The sequence below is a fragment of the Streptomyces sp. NPDC017993 genome, from assembly GCF_044328065.1.
In the GTDB taxonomy this organism is placed as follows: Bacteria; Actinomycetota; Actinomycetes; order Streptomycetales; family Streptomycetaceae; genus Streptomyces.
In genome coordinates this window covers 179,782-198,076 of the sequence record NZ_JBIRGO010000007.1, presented here as the reverse complement: position 1 = coordinate 198,076, position 18,295 = coordinate 179,782, and the positions used below count along the sequence as shown (strand labels likewise).

The 18,295-nt window shown below is 70.1% G+C and carries 14 protein-coding genes and 1 tRNA gene; 8 read left to right on the top strand and 7 right to left on the bottom strand.

What is annotated here, in order from left to right; translation table 11 throughout:
• Nucleotides 1-38: 38 nt before the first annotated feature.
• Genes ACH4FH_RS15015 through ACH4FH_RS15000 form a run of 4 tightly spaced genes read left to right on the top strand, consistent with a single transcriptional unit; the run spans nucleotide 39 to nucleotide 4,513 of the window.
• Nucleotides 39-968 carry a branched-chain amino acid ABC transporter permease gene (locus ACH4FH_RS15015; RefSeq protein ID WP_398556239.1) on the top strand — a complete coding sequence of 310 codons (930 nt, stop codon included), beginning with the start codon at nucleotides 39-41 and terminating at the stop codon, nucleotides 966-968.
• Between the two features lie 5 nt (nucleotides 969-973).
• The gene (locus tag ACH4FH_RS15010; protein ID WP_398556238.1) at nucleotides 974-2,779 is read left to right on the top strand and encodes a branched-chain amino acid ABC transporter permease; all 1,806 of its coding nucleotides are present in this window, start codon (nucleotides 974-976) and stop codon (nucleotides 2,777-2,779) included.
• Between the two features lie 7 nt (nucleotides 2,780-2,786).
• A complete protein-coding gene (locus ACH4FH_RS15005; protein ID WP_398556237.1) occupies nucleotides 2,787-3,800 on the top strand; it encodes an ATP-binding cassette domain-containing protein in 1,014 nt (337 codons plus the stop codon).
• Nucleotides 3,797-4,513: an ABC transporter ATP-binding protein gene (locus ACH4FH_RS15000; protein WP_398556236.1), complete on the top strand. Its 717-nt coding sequence runs from the start codon at nucleotides 3,797-3,799 to the stop codon at nucleotides 4,511-4,513. The genes ACH4FH_RS15005 and ACH4FH_RS15000 overlap by 4 nt, the downstream gene beginning before the upstream one ends.
• Nucleotides 4,514-4,587: 74 nt before the next feature.
• Here ACH4FH_RS15000 and ACH4FH_RS14995 read toward each other — a convergent pair whose 3' ends face one another.
• The gene (locus ACH4FH_RS14995; protein WP_398556235.1) at nucleotides 4,588-5,241 is read right to left on the bottom strand and encodes an ANTAR domain-containing response regulator; all 654 of its coding nucleotides are present in this window, start codon (nucleotides 5,239-5,241) and stop codon (nucleotides 4,588-4,590) included.
• Nucleotides 5,242-5,337: 96 nt separating this feature from the next.
• Here ACH4FH_RS14995 and ACH4FH_RS14990 point away from each other — a divergent pair.
• Nucleotides 5,338-5,412 (top strand) — tRNA-Leu (locus tag ACH4FH_RS14990).
• A 110-nt stretch (nucleotides 5,413-5,522) separates the two neighbouring features.
• Nucleotides 5,523-6,296 carry a transcriptional regulator gene (locus tag ACH4FH_RS14985; protein WP_398556234.1) on the top strand — a complete coding sequence of 258 codons (774 nt, stop codon included), beginning with the start codon at nucleotides 5,523-5,525 and terminating at the stop codon, nucleotides 6,294-6,296.
• A gap of 51 nt (nucleotides 6,297-6,347) precedes the next feature.
• Here the strand turns inward: ACH4FH_RS14985 and pyk are convergent, their stop codons facing one another.
• The gene (gene pyk, locus ACH4FH_RS14980) at nucleotides 6,348-7,784 is read right to left on the bottom strand and encodes a pyruvate kinase (RefSeq protein WP_398556233.1); all 1,437 of its coding nucleotides are present in this window, start codon (nucleotides 7,782-7,784) and stop codon (nucleotides 6,348-6,350) included.
• 145 nt (nucleotides 7,785-7,929) lie between these two features.
• Nucleotides 7,930-8,652 carry an SIMPL domain-containing protein gene (locus ACH4FH_RS14975; RefSeq protein WP_398556232.1) on the bottom strand — a complete coding sequence of 241 codons (723 nt, stop codon included), beginning with the start codon at nucleotides 8,650-8,652 and terminating at the stop codon, nucleotides 7,930-7,932.
• Nucleotides 8,653-8,859: 207 nt separating this feature from the next.
• On the opposite strand from ACH4FH_RS14975, the gene ACH4FH_RS14970 reads away from it, so the two are divergent.
• Nucleotides 8,860-10,668 (top strand): bifunctional metallophosphatase/5'-nucleotidase, encoded by a 1,809-nt coding sequence (locus ACH4FH_RS14970; RefSeq protein ID WP_398556231.1) that lies wholly within the window; start codon nucleotides 8,860-8,862, stop codon nucleotides 10,666-10,668.
• A 189-nt stretch (nucleotides 10,669-10,857) separates the two neighbouring features.
• Here ACH4FH_RS14970 and ACH4FH_RS14965 read toward each other — a convergent pair whose 3' ends face one another.
• From ACH4FH_RS14965 to pepN, 3 genes are all read right to left on the bottom strand, one after another.
• Nucleotides 10,858-12,291 (bottom strand): lysine N(6)-hydroxylase/L-ornithine N(5)-oxygenase family protein, encoded by a 1,434-nt coding sequence (locus tag ACH4FH_RS14965; protein WP_398556230.1) that lies wholly within the window; start codon nucleotides 12,289-12,291, stop codon nucleotides 10,858-10,860.
• Nucleotides 12,288-13,727, bottom strand: a complete 1,440-nt coding sequence (locus ACH4FH_RS14960; protein ID WP_398556229.1) for a pyridoxal phosphate-dependent decarboxylase family protein — start codon at nucleotides 13,725-13,727, stop codon at nucleotides 12,288-12,290. The genes ACH4FH_RS14965 and ACH4FH_RS14960 overlap by 4 nt, the downstream gene beginning before the upstream one ends.
• 210 nt (nucleotides 13,728-13,937) lie before the next feature.
• A complete protein-coding gene (gene pepN, locus ACH4FH_RS14955) occupies nucleotides 13,938-16,481 on the bottom strand; it encodes an aminopeptidase N (RefSeq protein WP_398556228.1) in 2,544 nt (847 codons plus the stop codon).
• A 168-nt stretch (nucleotides 16,482-16,649) separates the two neighbouring features.
• Between pepN and ACH4FH_RS14950 the strand changes: the two genes are divergently transcribed.
• Complete coding sequence (locus ACH4FH_RS14950; protein WP_398556227.1) at nucleotides 16,650-17,186, top strand: MarR family winged helix-turn-helix transcriptional regulator; 537 nt, start codon at nucleotides 16,650-16,652, stop codon at nucleotides 17,184-17,186.
• 59 nt (nucleotides 17,187-17,245) lie between these two features.
• Here ACH4FH_RS14950 and ACH4FH_RS14945 read toward each other — a convergent pair whose 3' ends face one another.
• On the bottom strand, nucleotides 17,246-18,292 hold the full coding sequence (locus ACH4FH_RS14945; RefSeq protein WP_398556226.1) for a Rieske 2Fe-2S domain-containing protein: 1,047 nt from the start codon (nucleotides 18,290-18,292) through the stop codon (nucleotides 17,246-17,248).
• Between the last annotated feature and the right edge of the window lie 3 nt (nucleotides 18,293-18,295).

The following is an 18,295-nucleotide window of genomic DNA, read 5'->3' as shown; positions in this document are numbered from 1 at the left end:
CCGGCACCTCGTCACTCCCACACAACGGAGGCCCTGCGGTGAACGAACTGCCGCAACAGCTGGCCAACGGACTCATCCTCGGCGCGATGTACGGACTCATCGCGATCGGCTACACGATGGTCTACGGAATTGTCCAGCTCATCAACTTCGCCCACGGCGAGATATTCATGGTCGGCGGCTTCGGAGCACTGAGCGTCTACCTCGCCCTCCCCGCCCACACCTCGCTCATCCTCGCCCTGCCGGTCATGCTCATCGGCGGCATCGCGGTATCCGTCCTCGTCGGCGTCGCAGCGGAACGTTTCGCCTACCGACCCCTCCGCGGCGCACCCCGACTCGCCCCCCTCATCACCGCCATCGGCCTCTCCATCGCCCTCCAGCAAGCCATCTGGAAGTGGTACCCCGACGGCAAACAGGCCCGCGTCTTCCCCCAGTTCAAGGGCGACTCCTTCGAGATCCTCGGCGCCACCGTGCAACGCGGTGACATCTTCGTCCTCATCGCCGCCCCCGCCTGCATGGTCGCCCTCGGCTTCTTCGTCGCCAAGACCCGCAGCGGCCGCGCCATGCAGGCCACCGCACAGGACCCCGACACGGCCAAACTGATGGGGATCAACACCGACCGCATCATCGTCCTCGCCTTCGCCATCGGCGCCGCGTTCGCCGGCGTCGCCGCCGTCGCCTACGGCCTGCGCACCGGCGAGGTGCAATTCCGCATGGGCTTCATCATGGGCCTCAAGGCCTTCACCGCCGCCGTCCTCGGCGGCATCGGCAACATCTACGGCGCCATGCTCGGCGGCGTCGTCCTGGGCGTCGCCGAAGCCCTCGCCACCGCCTACATCGAAGAAATACCCGGCATGCAGCAATTCGGCGGCGGAGCCTGGAAGGACGTCTGGGCCTTCGTCCTCCTCATCCTCGTACTGCTCCTGAGGCCACAGGGCCTACTGGGCGAACGCGTCGCGGATCGGGCGTGATAGCGATGACCACAGACATCACCAAGACCACCGCCGGCACCCACCCCGGCGTGCTCCCCCTCCCCGAGCGCACCGCCCGCATCACCACCGCCGCGGCCGCCCTCGCCACCGCCGCCAGCACCGGCCTCGCCTGGACCTGGAGCAACGACTTCCCCGGCGAGCTCACCTACTACGGGTCCCCCGCCGGCCTCCAGATCGTCACCCTCGCCGGCGGCATCCTCACCCTCCTCCTCACCGCCTCCGGGCTCGGCCTCCGCGGCCTGCGATGGCTCACCCCCGGGGGCCGCAACGCCTCCGTCCTCCTCGCCGCACTCGGCACCTTCGCGGCCACCTGGTTCACCCTCATCGCCATCGCCATCGAACTCGGCGGACTGGTCAACCTCGAACCCGGCGGCTTCGTCGCGGCCGTCACCTCCCTGGTCACCCTCCTCGGCGCCCTCGGCCTGCCCGCCGACCGCGCCCCCGACCAGCCACCCGCCGGCGCCTGGCAACGCTTCACCGGCACCCTCGCCGCCACCACCGTCAAACGCCCCGGCCGCGACCTCCCCGCCTGGGCCGAGATCCTGCTCATCGCGGCCGCGTTCGCCGCCGGGCTGGTCGCCTTCACCTACGGCATCGACACCGACGACGGCGCCCCCTTCGTCGGCTACCTGCTCTTCATGGTGCTCGCCGTCCCCGCCCTCAACCGGGCCGGAGTCATCGCACGGCTCACCGCACTCACCCTCAAACACCGCGGCCCCGCACTCGGCGCCGGCTTCATCGCCGCCGCCTGCTTCCCCTTCACCCAGGACACCGACCAGTACACGATCATCGGGGCCAACATCCTGATCTTCGCCACCGTCGCCCTGGGCCTCAACGTCGTCGTCGGCCTCGCCGGCCTCCTCGACCTCGGCTACGTCGCCTTCCTCGGCGTCGGCGCCTACGCGGCCGCCCTCGTCTCCGGCTCCCCGGAGTCGGCCCTCGGACTCCACTTCCCCTTCTGGGCAGCCCTCCTCACCGGCGCCGCGGCCTCCCTCCTCTTCGGCGTCCTCATCGGCGCCCCCACCCTGCGCCTGCGCGGCGACTATCTCGCCATCGTCACCCTCGGCTTCGGTGAGATCTTCCGCATCGCCATGCTCAACCTCAACGGCACCACAGGACCCGACGTCACCAACGGCGCCATGGGCATCCCGAACATCCCCAACCTGGAGATCTTCGGCTTCAACTTCGGCGAATCCCACGACATCCTCGGCTTCCCCGTCGCCACCTACGGCAACTACTACCTGCTGATGATTCTCGTGACGGCCTTCGTCGTCCTCGTCTTCCGCCGCGCCGCCGCCTCCCGCATCGGACGCGCCTGGATCGCCATCCGCGAGGACGAAACCGCAGCCATCGCCATGGGCATCAACAGCTTCCGGCTGCGGCTCCTCGCGTTCGCCCTCGGCGCCGCGCTCGCCGGACTCGCCGGCACCGTCCATGCCCACGTCGTCACCACCGCCACCCCCGAGCAGTTCCAGTTCGCCGGACCCCAGCCGCCGAACTCCGCGTTCCTCCTCGCCGCCGTCATCCTCGGCGGCATGGGCACCCTCAGCGGCCCCCTCGTCGGCGCGGCACTGCTCTTCCTCATCCCGGCCAAACTCGACTTCCTCCAGGACTACCAGCTGCTGCTCTTCGGCATCGCCCTCGTGCTGCTGATGCGCTACCGGCCGGAAGGGCTCATCCCCGACCGCAGGAAGCAGCTCGAATTCCACGAGACCGGCCAGCTCGACGTGCCCGATCAGCGCCTCCCCGACGGGGACGCGACCATCGGCGTCACCAAGGCAAAGGCGTGACGACACCATGACCACACCCACCCAGGCAGCGCACCGCGCCGACACCGGAACCGTCCTCGAAGCCTCCGGCGTCACCATGCGCTTCGGCGGACTCACCGCCGTACGGGGCGTCGACCTCACCGTCGGCGCCGGAGAAATCGTGGGCCTCATCGGCCCCAACGGCGCCGGCAAGACCACCTTCTTCAACTGCCTCACCGGCCTGTACGTACCCACCGAAGGCACCGTCAGCTACCGAGGCACCCGACTCTCCCGCAAACCCCACCTCGTCACCCAGGCTGGCGTCGCCCGCACCTTCCAGAACATCCGGCTCTTCGCCAACATGACCGTCCTGGAAAACGCCCTCGTCGGCCGCCACACCCGCACCAAAGAGGGACTCTGGTCCGCCCTCCTCCGAGGCCCCGGCTTCAAGAAAGCCGAACGCACCTCGGAAGAACGCGCCATGGAACTCCTCGAATTCACCGGCCTCGCCCACAAACGGGACCACCTCGCGCGCAACCTCCCCTACGGCGAGCAACGCAAGCTGGAGATCGCCCGCGCGCTCGCCAGCGAACCCGGCCTCCTCCTCCTGGACGAGCCGACCGCCGGCATGAACCCGCAGGAGACCCGCGCCACCCAGGAACTCGTCCTGGCCATCCGCGACCAGGGCACCGCCGTCCTCGTCATCGAGCACGACATGCGCTTCATCTTCAACCTCTGCGACCGCGTCGCCGTCCTCGTCCAGGGCCAGAAACTCGTCGAGGGCACCGCCGAGGTCGTCCAGGCCGACGAACGCGTCGTCGCCGCCTACCTCGGCACCCCGGTCGACGACTCGGCCAACGGCAACACAGCAAGCGCGACCAGCACGGCCGGCACGACGAAAGCCGCGGCGGACACCGCCGGCGAGCCGGCTCCCACCGCAACGGACCCGGGAACCGACACCACCGGCGCGGCGAACCCGCCCGACCGACCGGCGAAGGGACCCGCCGCACCGACACCCCCGGCGGACCAGCCGGCCGAAGGAGAGACCGGAGAGACCCCATGACCGCACTGCTCGAAGTCGAGGATCTCCGGGTCGCCTACGGCAAGATCGAAGCCGTCAAAGGCATCTCGTTCTCCGTCGAAGCCGGCCAGGCCGTCACCCTCATCGGCACCAACGGCGCAGGCAAAACCACCACCCTGCGCACCCTCTCCGGCCTGCTCAAGCCCCTCGCCGGCAAGATCACGTTCGACGGCGAACCCCTCAACGGGGTACCGGCCCACAAGATCGTCGAACGCGGCCTGGCCCACTCCCCCGAAGGCCGGCGCCTCTTCCCCCGCCTGACCATCGGGGAAAACCTCAAGCTCGGAGCGTTCCTCCGCAAGGACACCGCAGGCATAGAAAAGGACATCCAACGGGTCTACGACCTCTTCCCCATCCTCGGCGAACGCAGCAAACAAGCCTCCGGCACCCTCTCCGGCGGCGAGCAGCAAATGCTCGCCATGGGCCGGGCCCTGATGTCCCGACCCAAACTGCTGATGCTCGACGAGCCCTCCATGGGCCTCTCCCCGATCATGATGCAGAAGATCATGGAAACCATCCGGGAACTGCGCTCCCAGGGCACCACCATCCTGCTCGTCGAACAGAACGCCCAGGCCGCGCTCTCCCTCGCCGAGCAAGGACACGTCATGGAGATCGGCCGCATCGTCCTCTCCGGCAGCGGCCCGGAACTCCTGCACGACGAGTCCGTCCGCAAGGCCTACCTCGGCGAGGACTGACCCGACCCGCGAGAACGCCGACGGCCCCGTACCGATGATCACCGGTACGGGGCCGCTCACGTCGGCGCGGGACGCTACTGGTCCGACTGCTGCTTCTTCTCCTCGGCGTCCTCGATGACCGCCTCGGCGACCTGCTGCATCGACAGCCGACGGTCCATCGACGTCTTCTGGATCCAGCGGAACGCGGCCGGCTCGGTCAGCCCGTACTGCGTCTGCAGAATGCTCTTCGCCCGGTCCACCAGCTTGCGGGTCTCCAGCCGCTGGGTGAGGTCGGCGACCTCCTTCTCCAGCGTCCGCAGCTCGGTGAACCGGCTGACGGCCATCTCGATCGCCGGCACGACGTCACTCTTGGAGAACGGCTTCACGAGATACGCCATCGCGCCCGCGTCCCGCGCCCGCTCCACCAGCTCACGCTGCGAGAACGCGGTCAGCATCAGCACCGGCGCGATGCTCTCCTCGGCGATCACCTCGGCGGCCGAGATGCCGTCCAGTACCGGCATCTTCACATCCAGGATCACCAGATCGGGCCGGTGCTCACGGGCCAGCTCGACGGCCTGCTGCCCGTCCCCGGCCTCGCCGACGACGGTGTAGCCCTCTTCCTCCAGCATCTCTTTGAGGTCGAGACGGATGAGCGCCTCGTCCTCCGCGATCACGACGCGCGTGGTCAGCGGCGGGACGTGCGACTGATCGTCATCGGCGACGGGCTGCTCGGGCTCGGCGGCGCTCACGGGACTCCTCGTTACAGGCAGGTGGTGCCCCATGAGCCTACCTAGCTCCTGTAAGGTGGTCCCACAGCAGGTAGGCACTAGCCTTGGATTCCGCTGGCCCCGGTAGCCCAATTGGCAGCAGGCAATGGATTCAAAACCCATACAGTGTCGGTTCGAGTCCGACCCGGGGCACTTTTCCTTCGATTCCATGGTCACGTGAAACTCAGAGCGGTTCGCTCGATGGAGTGATCGCCCGATCGAACGGGCGCACGAATCTTCGTTTCCAGGCCAGAGTCGTCTGCATGTACGACCACGAAACCCGCCAGCGGGCCCTCGCCCTTGTCGCTCAAGGCCGCAGTCTCAACTCCGTGAGCAAGCAGACCGGCGTATCCCGGTACGCAATCCGATCCTGGAAGGACCGGATCGAACCGCTCTCCCACGCCACGCATTGCGTGCGGTGCGAGCGGGTGCCACGGCCTCCGGAAGACGCGGCGGCATACGCCTACTTACTCGGCCTCTATCTCGGCGACGGCTGCCTCAGCAAGCAGCCTCGCCGGGGCGGGTACGCCCTGCGGGTCGCCTGCGCCGACGCGTGGCCCGGCCTGATCGGGGCGTGTCGCGCGGCAATCAAGGCCGTACGTCCCATGAACAGCGTCTGCGTGATCCAGCAGCAGGGCTGCGTCATGGTGACCAGCTACAGCCACCACTGGCCCTGCCTGTTCCCGCAGCACGGCCCCGGTAAGAAGCATGAGCGCCTGATCGCTCTGGAAGCCTGGCAGCAGCGGATCGTGGACGATCACCCCTGGGAGTTCCTCCGCGGGCTCATCCACTCCGACGGCTGTCGGATCACCAATTGGACGACGCGCATGGTCGGCGGCGAGCGCAAGCGCTACGAGTATCCGCGGTACTTCTTCACCAACAAGTCCGACGACATCCGCAAGCTCTGCTCGGACACCATGACGAACGTCGGCGTCGAGTGGACCGTTCTCGCGCGCGGCAGCGATCCGTTCAACATCTCGGTCGCGAGGAAAGCCTCCGTGGCCCTCATGGACCAGCACATCGGGCCGAAGTACTGACGGGGACGGCAGTCAGGACCTCGGCCCAGCGGGATCGCGGTGCGGCTGGGGCTACTTCGGGTGGTCGTCCTCGCCGATGTGGTGGACGCGGACGAGGTTGGAGGAGCCGGGGACGCCGGGCGGGGAGCCGGCCGTGATGATGACGACGTCGCCCTTCTGGCAGCGGCCGATCTTGAGGAGCTGTTCGTCGACCTGGGCGACCATCTCGTCGGTGGAGTCGACGGTGGGGCCGAGGAAGGTCTCGACACCCCAGGTGAGGTTGAGCTGGGAGCGGGTGGCGGGGTCGGGGGTGAAGGCGAGAAGCGGGATGGGCGAGCGGTAGCGGGAGAGGCGGCGGACGGTGTCGCCGGACTGGGTGAAGGCGACGAGGAACTTGGCGCCGAGGAAGTCGCCCATTTCGGCGGCCGCGCGGGCGACGGCGCCGCCCTGGGTGCGGGGCTTGCTGCGTTCGGTGAGGGGCGGGAGCCCCTTGGCGAGGATGTCCTCCTCGGCGGCCTCGACGATGCGGCTCATGGTGCGCACGGTCTCGGTGGGGTATTTGCCGACGCTGGTCTCGCCGGAGAGCATCACGGCGTCGGTGCCGTCGATGACGGCGTTGGCGACGTCGGAGGCCTCGGCGCGGGTGGGGCGGGAGTTGTCGATCATCGAGTCGAGCATCTGGGTGGCGACGATGACCGGCTTGGCGTTGCGCTTGGCGAGCTTGATGGCGCGCTTCTGGACGATCGGAACGGTTTCCAGGGGCATTTCGACGCCGAGGTCGCCGCGGGCGACCATGATGCCGTCGAAGGCGGCGACGATGTCGTCGATGTTGTCGACGGCCTGGGGCTTTTCGACCTTGGCGATGACGGGGAGGAAGCGGTCCTCCTCGCGCATGATGCGGTGGACGTCCTCGATGTCGCGGCCGCTGCGGACGAAGGACAGGGCGATGACGTCGGCACCGGTGCGCAGGGCCCAGCGGAGGTCGTCGCGGTCCTTCTCGGAGAGGGCGGGGACGGAGACGGCGACGCCGGGGAGGTTGAGGCCCTTGTGGTCGGAGACCATGCCGCCCTCGATGACCTTGGTGTGGACGCGTGGTCCGTCGACACCGATGACTTCGAGGGTGACCTTGCCGTCGTCGACGAGGATGCGTTCGCCGGTGGTGACGTCGGCGGCGAGGCCGTCGTAGGTGGTGCCGCAGAGATGGCGGTCGCCTTCGACGGAGGGTTCGACGGTGATGGTGAACTCGTCGTCGCGTTCGAGTAGTACCGGCCCCTCACGGAATCGGCCGAGGCGGATCTTCGGGCCTTGAAGGTCGGCGAGGATGCCGACGCTGCGGCCGGTTTCCTCGGATGCCTTGCGGACCCGGTCGAATCGCGCCTCGTGTTCGGCGTAGGTGCCGTGACTGAGGTTGAAGCGGGCCACGTCCATTCCGGCGTCGACGAGTGCTTTGATCTGCTCGTACGTGTCGGTGGCGGGTCCCAGGGTGCAGACGATTTTTGCTCGGCGCATGTTTCGACCCTATGACTTACCCACCGGTAGGGGAGTGTGGGGAAGTGACTGCTCAACGTCCGCTCGATGAAAGGCTGTTGACAAGTCTTGGAATGCGCGCGAAGGCGCTCCGATGAGCGGATTTCCGCCTTCGCGCGGCCGGGTCTCAGAGTGCGGGACGCGTCATCGTGAAGCGGGCGTTGACGTTGGCGTAGACGGTTTGGCGCTGGGGTTCGAGGTCGAGGGCCGGGGGTGCTCCCGGGTCGGACGGGGGGCCTCCGTAGCCGGCGAAGCCGCGCATGGTGGGGGCTGCCGCGGGGGCGGCGTTCTCGGCCCCGAGGTCGGCGAGCTCGACGAGGGCGTCGAGGCCGGCGCCGAGCGCTTCGGCGTATTCGCGGGCGCGCTGGACCGCTTCGCGGACGGCGTGGGTGCGGGCGGCGCGGTGGGCGGGCGAGTCGGGGCGCAGGGCCCACCAGGGGCCGTCGACGCGGGTGAGTTCGAGGTCCCCGAGACGGGTGGTGAGTTCGCCGAGGGTGGTGAAGTCGTTGAGGGTGGCGGTGAGGTTGACGCGGCCGTGATAGGCGCGGATGCGTTCGTGGCGGCCTTTGTCGGTGAGCTGCGGGGTGAGGCTGAAGGTGCCGGTTTCGAGCTTTTCGATGGCCTGGCCGTAGCTCTTGATGAGGGTGAGGGCTTGTTCGTTGCGGCGGGTGAGGTCGGTGAGGGCGGCTTTGCGGTCGGTGCCGCGGGCGCTGACGGTGACGCTGATGCGGGCGATCTCGGGGTCGAATTCGAGGCGGGCTTCGCCGCGGACGGCGAGGCGCGGGGTGTCGGGGGTGCCGTAGGGCAGGGGGGCGTGGGGCCCGGTGGGGTGTTCGGTGGGGTCGGTCATGGGGGGCTCCTCGGGCTCGTCGTCGGCGGGTGTCGTGCGGGTGCGCGGGTGTACGGGGTGTGCGGGCTGAAGGGTGGCATACCGGGTGCGGGGGCGGGGGCCGGTCATGCGATCGCAACCTGCGAGGGGTGTTGCCCGGTGGGCGGCTGCGCCAGAATCTACGCGCGTCGCCGTGTGCGTGGCGCCGTTCGTCCAGGAGGAGTTGGCATGTCGCTCGACCGTAGGAAGTTCGTGGGTCGTTCTGTGGTGGCGGGGGCCGGAGTGGCGCTCGCGGGGGCCGGTGCGCCGGTGGCGGAGGCGGCGGAGGCCGGTGGGCAGGGTGCGGGGCGGGGGCACCGCCGGCACGCGTTCACCGTCATGGGCACCACGGATCTGCACGGCAATGTCTTCAACTGGGATTACGTCACGGACGCGGAGTTCGACGACGCGGCGCACAACGACATCGGGCTGGCGAAGGTGTCGACGCTGGTGGAGGGCGTGCGGCGGGAAAAGGGCCGGCACAATACGCTGCTGATCGACGCGGGCGACACCATTCAGGGGACGCAACTGGCGTATTACTACGCGAAGGTCGAGCCGATCACCGGCCCGGACGCGCCGGTGCATCCGATGGCGCGGGCGATGAATGTGATCGGCTATGACGCGGCGGCGCTGGGCAATCACGAGTTCAATTACGGAATTCCGGTACTGCGGAAGTTCGAGGAGAGCTGCGATTTTCCGTTGCTGGGCGCGAACGCGGTGGATGCGAAGACTCTGCGGCCGGCGTTCCCGCCGTATGTGATCAAGCGGTTGCGGACGCCGTGCGGGCGCGATGTGCGGGTGGCGGTGCTGGGGTTGACGAATCCGGGCATCGCGATCTGGGACAAGGCGCATGTGCAGGGGAAGCTGGCGTTTCCGGGGCTGGTGGAGCAGGCGGCGGAGTGGGTGCCGAAGCTGCGGTCGATGGGCGCGGATGTGGTGATCGTGTCGGCGCATTCGGGGACCAGTGGGACGTCTTCGTACGGGGATCAGTTGCCGTATGTGGAGAATGCGGCGGTGCTGGTCGCCGAGCAGGTGCCGGGGATCGACGCGATTCTGGTCGGGCACGCGCATGTGGAGATTCCGGAGCGGCGTGTGGTGAACAAGGAGACGGGCCGGGAGGTGGTGCTCTCCGAGCCGCTGAAGTGGGGGCAGCGGCTGACGTTGTTCGATGTGGAGGTGGAGTGGCGCCGGGGGCGTTGGCAGGTGGAGTCGGTGGCGTCGAAGGTGCTGAATGCGAATACGGCTGTGGAGGATTACCGGATCACCACCCTGCTGCGGGCCGAGCAGAAGAAGGTGGTGGCGTATGTCAACCAGGTGATCGGCCGGTCGAAGGCGGAGATGACGGCGGCGGAGGCGCCGGTGCAGGACACGGCGATACTGGATTTCATCGCGTTCGTGCAGGCGGAAGTGGTGCGTAAGGCGCTTGCCGGCTCGGCGCACGCGGAATTGCCGGTGTTGTCGCAGGCGTCGTGTTTTTCGCGGACGGCGAAGGTGCCGGCCGGGGAGGTGACGATCCGGGCGATGGCGGCGCTGTATCCGTTCGACAACACGTTGGAGGCCCGGGTGTTGACGGGTGCGCAGTTGCGGGCGTATCTGGAATTCTCGGCGCGGTATTACGTGCAGACGGCGGCGGGGGGTCCGGTGGATCCGGCGAAGCTGACGAATGCGGACGGTACGCCGGATTACAACTATGACGCGCTGAGCGGGGTGGCGTACGAGATCGATATCGCCAAGCCGGTGGGACAGCGGATCGGGAAGCTGACCTTCGAGGGTGCGCCGGTGGACGATGCGGCGCGGTTCGTGCTGGCGGTGAACAATTACCGGGCCGGTGGCGGTGGCAATTTCCCGCATGTGGCGTCGGCGGAGCAGGTGTGGTCGACGTCGGACGAGATCCGGAATTTGATCATCGGGTGGGTGCAGGAGAGCGGGGAGATCGATCCCGCGCGCTTCGCGTCGGTGGGGTGGCGGTTGACGCGTGACGGGGTGCCGGTGTTCTGACCGGTTGGTGAGGGGTGTGGGGCGGGGCGCCGGGGTTGTGGCGGCCCGCTCCCGTTTTTCCGGTCGGTTTCCCGGGCGCGGAGGGGTCTGGGCGTCCCTGTGCGCTGCGGCCTCGTGGGCGTGGCGCGAGCGTCGGTGCGGTGCGGTGAGCGGTGGCTGTGCGGTGCGGTGCGGTGCGGTGCGGTGCGGTCAGTGGCGGGGTACCAGCGTGGAGCCCTGGCGGGGGACGGAGCCGGTGCGGCCGGCCGAGGGCTGTGGGAGGCCGAAGGTGGTGAAGGCGGTGCGGCTGGGGAGGGGGTAGGCCGGGGTGTCGGTGAGGGAGTTGAGGATGGTGGCGCTACGCCAGGCGGCGAGGCCGAGGTCCGGGGCGCCGACACCGTGGGTGTGGCGTTCGGCGTTCTGGACGTAGACCGAGCCGGTGATGGCGGGGTCCAGGGTGAGGCGGTGGTGGGCGTCGATGCGGGGGCGGCCGGCGTTGTCGCGGCGCAGGTAGGGGTCGAGGGCGGCGAGGAGGGTGTCGAGGCGGCGTTCGCGGTAGCCGGTGGCGAGGACGACGGCGTCGGTGGTGAGGCGGGAGCGGGTGCCTTGCTGGGTGTGATCGAGGTGGAGTTCGATCTTGGTGGTGCCGACGCGGCCCGCGGTGCGTACCGAGACGCCGGGGGTGAGGGTGGTGTCGGGCCAGCCGCCGTGCAGGGTGCGGCGGTAGAGCTCGTCGTGGAGGGCGGCGAGGGTGTCGTGGTCGATGCCTTTGTAGAGCTGCCATTGGCCGGGGACGAGCTCGTCGCGGACGCTCTCGGGGAGGGCGTGGAAGTAGCGGGTGTAGTCGGGCGTGAACTGCTCCAGCCCGAGTTTGCTGTATTCCATGGGCGCGAAGGCGGGGGTGCGGGCGAGCCAGTGGAGTTGTTCGCGGCCTGCGGGGCGGGCGCGGAGCAGGTCGAGGAAGATTTCGGCGCCGGACTGGCCCGCGCCGATGACGGTGATGTGGTCGGCGGCGAGCAGGCGTTCGCGGTGGTCGAGGTAGTCGGCGGAGTGCAGGACGGGGACGGTGGGGGCCTCGGCGAGGGGGCGCAGCGGTTCGGGGACGTGGGGGGCGGTGCCGATGCCGAGGACGAGGTTGCGGGCGTAGGTGCGGCCGAGGGCTTCGGCCTCGCCTTCGGTGTCGAGCTGGGTGAAGTCGACTTCGAAGAGTGCGTGTTCGGGGTTCCAGCGGACGGCGTCGATCTGGTGGCCGAAGTGGAGTCCGGGCAGGGATTGGCTGACCCAGCGGCAGTAGGCGTCGTATTCGGCGCGCTGGATGTGGAAGCGCTCGGCGAAGTAGAAGGGGAAGAGGCGTTCGCGGGTCTTGAGGTAGTTGAGGAAGGACCAGGGGCTGGCGGGGTCGGCGAGGGTGACGAGGTCGGCGAGGAAGGGGACTTGGAGGGTGGCGCCGTCGATGAGGAGGCCGGGGTGCCAGTGGAAGTCGGGGCGCTGGTCGTAGAAGGCGGTGCGGAGGTGGGTGAGGGGCTGGGCGAGGGCGGCGAGGGAGAGGTTGAAGGGGCCGATGCCGATGCCGGCGAGGTCGAGGGGGGCTTCCGGTCCGGCGTCGTCCGCGGTGTCGGGGCGTGCGGGAGGGGTGGTGGTCATCGGGGGATGTGGCCTTCCACGAGGGTGAGGAGGGTTGTGAGGTCACCGGGCTGGGTGTGGGGGTTGAGGAGCGTGACCTTGAGCCAGAGGCCGCTGCTGGTGGCGGCGCGGCCGAGGACGGCGTGGCCGTCGGCGAGGAGGGTGCGGCGGATGGTGGCGAGGGCGGTGTCGTCTGCTCCGGTGGGGCGGAAGAGGACGGTGCTGAGGGTGGGGCGGGAGTGGAGTTCGTAGCGGGGGTGGGCCTCGATGAGGTCGGCGAGGGTGTGGGCGGCGGCGAGGGTGCGGTCGATGAGTTCGCCGAGGCCGTGGCGGCCCAGGGCCTTGAGGGTGACGGCGATTTTCAGGATGTCGGGGCGGCGGGTGGTGCGCAGCGAGCGGCCGAGGAGGTCGGGCAGGCCGGCTTCGGTGTCGTCGTCGGCGTTGAGGTAGGCGGCGCTGTGGGCTAGGGGCGCGAGGGTGGTGGGGTCGGGGACGGCCAGGAGGCCTGCGGCGACCGGTTGCCAGCCGAGTTTGTGCAGGTCGAGGGTGACGGTGTGGGCGCGGGCGAGGCCGGTGAGGGCGGCCTGGTGGGTGTCGCTGAAGAGCAGCGGCCCGCCGTAGGCGGCGTCGATGTGGAAGCGGGCGCCGTAGCGGTCGGCGAGGTCGGCGAGGGCCGGTAGGGGGTCGATGATGCCGGCGTCGGTGGTGCCTGCTGTGGCGGTCAGCAGGAGGGGGCCGGTGAGGTCGGGGAGGTTGGTGAGGGTGGTGTGGACGGCGTCGGGCGTGAGGATGCCGTCGGGGGTGGGGACGGTGAGGGGTTCGGGCAGGCCCATGAGCCAGGCGGCGCGGTGGATGCTGTGGTGGGCGTTGGCGCCGCAGACGATCTGGAGGGGGGCGGCGGGGTCGCCTCGCCGTACGGGAGTGGCCCCGGTGCGGCGGCGGGTGGCCTCGCGGGCCAGGAGGACGGCGAGTTGGTTGGATTCGGTGCCGCCGGTGGTGACGAGCGCGTCGGGGTCGGTGGCCTGGGGGTAGACCTGGGTGGCGAGTTCGCGGCAGGTGAGGGCCTCCAGTTCGGAGGCGGCGGGTGCCTGGTCCCAGGAGTCCATGGAGGGGTTGAGGGCGCTGGCGGCGAGGTCCGCGGCGGTGGCCAGGGCGAGGGGCGGGCAGTGCAGGTGGGCGGCGCAGTGCGGGTCGGCGGGGTCGGCGGCCCCGGCGGCGAGGGTGTGGACGAGGGTGCGGAGCGCCTCGTGGGGCCCGGTGCCGTGGTCGGGGAGCAGGGGGCTGCATGCGTCGCGTACGACCCGGGCGACGGTGTCGGGGCCGCCGGCGGGGAGGGGCCCTGCTCGGTCCTCGGCGCCGGTGGTGAGGGCTTCGAGGACGGTGTCGAGGAGGGGGCGCAGCGCGCGGGGGCCGTTGGTGCCGCCTGCGAGGGCGGTGCCGGCAGGGGGCACGGGCATCAAAGTGCTCTTCTGTATGGGGAGTTCGGGTGGCGGTCGCTCTGGACCTTAGGCCGCCCTAAGTTACTTTCCCGGCACGGTGCGTATCCACCGGTCGTGGTGGTACCACCCATACGTGGTACAGATCTGCCGCACGTGTTCGGGTGCCGCCGGCCGCTGCCCCGGCGGCACCCGGAAAGTCTGCTCGTCCGTGCTGCCTCGTCGTGGTGGTCAGCCGGCTCCGGGCAGGTCGTGTGCGGCGGCGGCGCGTACTCGCAAGGCGCGGCGCAGATCGTCGAGTTGGTCGATGAGTTTGCGGCGCAGGGCCGGGGTGGGGTCGCTTTCGGCGAGGCAGGTTTCGCCGAGGTGGCGGGTGTCGTCCTCGACGAAGGTGGCGGGGAAGGCGTCGCGGCCCGCGGCTACGGCGAGGGCCGGGCCGCGGTGGCGGGCGAGGACCGGGGCGTCGGTGAAGTAGCGGGCGACGTAGGGGCGGAGCAGGTCGTGCTGTTCGGGTGCCCAGAAGCCGGTGGCGGTGGCGGTGAAGAGGTAGTTGGACAGGGCGGCTTCTTCGTCGGTGGTGAACAGCGCCTGCCAGGCGGCTTGTTTGGCGGCCGGGTCGGGCAGGGCGGCGCGGCAGTGGGCGGCGCCCTCGCGGCCGGTGGCGCTGGGGTCGCGGGCAAGTTCGGCGTCGATGGTGTCGGGGGTGGTGGCGCCGAGGACGGCGAGCCGGCCGAGGATGCGCCAGCGCAGTTCGGGGTCGAGGGCGGGGCCGCCGGGGACGCTGCCGTCGTCGAGCCAGTGCTGGATGGTGGCTTCGGTGGTGGCGCTGTCGATGAGGGCGCGGACGGCGGTCAGGCGCAGGCCGGCGTGCGGGCCGTGCGCGGGGCCTTCGGTGCGGCGCAGGATGTCGCGGCTGAGGGCGGTGAGGGTCGCGAGGGCCTGGGGCCGGTCCGCGGTGGGGAGAAAGTGGTCGCTGATCCGGGTGCGGGCGAAGGCGAGGACGCCCCGGACGATGGCCAGGTCGGTTTCGTAGGGGAGGTGGTCGCGGGCGGCCTGGAGGTAGGCGGTGGGCGCGAGGTCACCGTCGCGGACCATGTCGCGGGCGGCGTTCCACACGACGGCGCGGGTGAGGGCGTCGGGCAGTTGGGAGAGGGACTGTGCGGCGGTCTGCCAGGAGCGCGGGTCGAAGCGGATCTTGGTGTAGGTCAGGTCGCCGTCGTTGAGGACGAGGAGGTCGGGTGCGGGCGTGGGGAAGGTCCGCGTGGTGTGTCCTTCGTCCTCGGAGATGTCCAGTTCGTGGCGGTCGCGCAGGGTCAGGCGTCCGGCGCCGGCGAGGTCGCGGTCGTAGACGCCGACGGCGATCCGGTGCGGGCGGCTGCCGGTGTGGTGGACGTCCAGCCGCCAGCGGTCGCCGTCGACGGAGACCGCGGGGGTGAGGGTGTCGGCTCCGGTGGTGCGCAGCCAGCGCTCGGCCCAGCCGTGGACGTCGCGGTCGGTGGCGCGGGCGAGGGAGTCGAGGAAGTCGGCGAGGGCGGCGTTTGCGAAGCGGTGCCGGGCGACGTGGTCGTTGATGCCGGCGAGGAAGTCCTTCTCGCCCATCCAGGCGACGAGTTGGCGCAGAGCGGAGGCGCCCTTGGCGTAGGAGATGCCGTCGAAGTTGAGGAGGGCGGAGGCGGTGTCGGGGACGTCCTGGGGGGCGGGGGCGACGGGGTGGGTGGAGGGGCGCTGGTCGGCGTCGTATCCCCAGCCCTTGCGGGCGACGGCGAAGTCGGTCCAGGTATCGGTGTGGCCAGTGGCCTCGGACAGGACCTGGTAGCCCATGTATTCGGCGAAGGACTCGTTGAGCCAGATGTCGTCCCACCACTGGAGGGTGACGAGGTCGCCGAACCACATGTGGGCCATTTCGTGGGCGATGGTCACGCCGCGGGTCTGGCGTTCGGTGTCGGTGACGGCGGAGCGGAAGACGTATTCGTCGCGGAAGGTGACGAGTCCGGGGTTCTCCATGGCGCCGGCGTTGAACTCGGGGACGAACGCCTGGTCGTAGGAGTCGAAGGGGTAGGGCTCGTCGAAGATCTGGTGGTAGCGGTCGTAGCAGCGGCGGGTGATGTCGAGGATTTCCTCGGCGTCGGCGTCGAGGTACGGGGCCAGGGAGCGTCGGCAGTGGATGCCGAAGGGCAATCCGGCGTGTTCGGTGCGTACGGAGTGCCAGGGGCCGGCGGCGACGGCGACGAGGTAGGTGCTGATGAGGGGGGTGGGGGCGAGGGTCCAGTGGCCGGGGTCGCCCTGGGTGGCGATGCCGTTGCCGAGGACGTTCCACCCGGGGGGCGCGGTGACGGTGAGGGCGAAGACGGCCTTGAGGTCGGGCTGGTCGAAGGCGGCGAAGACGCGCTTGACGTCTTCCATGAACAGCTGGGTGTAGACGTAGGCCTCGCCGTCGGCGGGGTCGGTGAAGCGGTGCATGCCTTCGCCGGTGCGGGAGTAGCGCATGGTGGCGGTCAGCCGCAGCTCGTGGGCGCCGGGGGTGAGGCCGGTCAGCGGGAGGCGGTTGCCGGAGAGGGCGGCGGGGTCGAGGGGGTGACCGTCGAGGGTGGCGGTGTGCAGCTCGGCGGGCTGAATGTCGACGAAGGTGTCGCCTGCGTCGTGCGCGGTGAAGTGGATGACCGTTCGGGAGCCGAAGTGGTCCTCGCCTTGGGTGAGATCCAGTGCGACCTCGTAGCGGTGGACGTCGATGAGTCGGGCTCGGGTCTGCGCCTCGTCGCGCTGCAGTGCGGGCATGGGGTCATGCTGCCGTACGGCCGGTGGCTTGGGGAGTGGGTCCCGGTTCGGGGCGCGGGGTGCGCGCGGGCCGGGAATGTTAGGCGCCTGGCTTCTCAGCACTAAAGTTTCGTGGTGAACGGGTACGCGCCACGGCCCAGGTGGCGGAGCTCGGGGAGGGCGTGGGACATGACGAGGAAGACAACGGCGCGGTCGGACGCGGTGGCGTCGATCATCGAGGACTGGCGGCGGGAGCGGCCGGAGCTGGACACCTCGCCGCTGGAGGTGCTGGCGCGGCTGCACCGTACGTATCTGCGCTACAGCGCGCGGCTGACCGCGTCGGTGGAGGCGCACGGTCTGTCGGTGGCGGGGTTCGACGTGCTGACGGCGCTGCGCCGGGCGGGCAGGCCGTTCCGGCGTACGGCGGGGCAGTTGGCGGACTCCGGACTGATCTCGTCGGCGGGGGTGACGCTGCGCATCGACCGGTTGGAGAAGGACGGGCTGATCGTGCGGGAGCGCGATGCGCAGGACCGCCGGGTGGTGCGGTCGCGGCTGACGGAGGAGGGGCTGGCGAAGATCGACGCGTTGTTCTCGGAGCATCTGGAGAACGAGCGGCGGATGCTGGCCGGCCTCTCCCCCGCCGAGTGCCGCCAGTTGGCGCGGCTGTTGTCGAAGCTGGAGCGGTCGATCACCGAGGCGGAGCGGGAGGAGCCGGACGGCGGCTGAGGGCGGCGGTGCGGGCCGGCCGGGGCCGGTGCGCGGGCCGCCGGCCTGCTGGGCGGGGTTCAGGTGGCGAGTGCGGCGGCCTGGCGTTCGGCCTCGGCGCGGTAGAGGCGGCGCAGCCGGACCACGCCGAGGTCGTGCTGGTAGAGGTTCTCGGCCTGGTCGGCGTCGTGCGGGAGGGCTTCGAGCATGGTGCGGTCCTGTTCGAGGACGTGCCAGTGCCGTTCCTCGATGAGGGTGCGGTAGAGGAAGCGCCAGGTGTCGCGCTGCCAGCCCGTGACGCGGCGGTAGCGCCAGAAGAAGACGCCGCTGCGGTCGGCGTCGATGGGGCAGACCATGCCCACGATGCCGAACGGGCCGCCGGGGCCCGCGGACGGCGGGTAGGGGATGGACAGGTCGACCCAGTCGACGCCGGTGCGGCACAGTTCGACCCAGTCGAAGTTGACGCCGCGCTGGTCGGTCTTCTCGAAGAAATAGCCGCGCTCGGTCTCGCGGATACGGAATTTCGCGGTGGTGTCGCCGTCGCCCATGGTGTGCGACTCGTGGTGCAGGAACTGGCCGTGCATGGGGTCGAGGAGGTTCTCCATGCCGTAGCGCCAGGGCACGTCCCACTCGGCGTAGCACAGGAAGGCGTCGGTGCCGGGGTCGGTGAGGGGTTCGGGCAGGGTCAGTTCGCAGGGCTCGGGGTGCTGGGCGTCGCCGAAGTAGGCGAGGATCGCGCCGCCGATCTCGCGTACCGGGGGGCTGGGGACGAGCTGTTTGCCTTCGAGGGTGCAGCCGGGCAGGCCGGGTACGGAGGTGACGGTTCCGGTGCCGTCGACCTCCACGCCGTGGTACCAGCAGGAGATCCGGTCGCCGAGGTGCCGGCCGAGGGAGAGCCGGGCGCCGCGGTGCGGGCAGCGGTCGGCGAGCATGTGCAGGGTGCCGTCGGCGCGGCGGAAGAGCAGCCAGTGTTCGCCGATTGCGGTGACCCGGCGCATGCCGCCGGGGGCGACGAAGTGGGACGGGACGACGGGGTGCCACTGGTTGCGCAGTCCGGTGGCGTAGAGGCGGTCGGCGACGGCCGCGGTGGCGGCTGCGCCGGGGCTGGTGGTGGGGTTCGTCGGCACGTG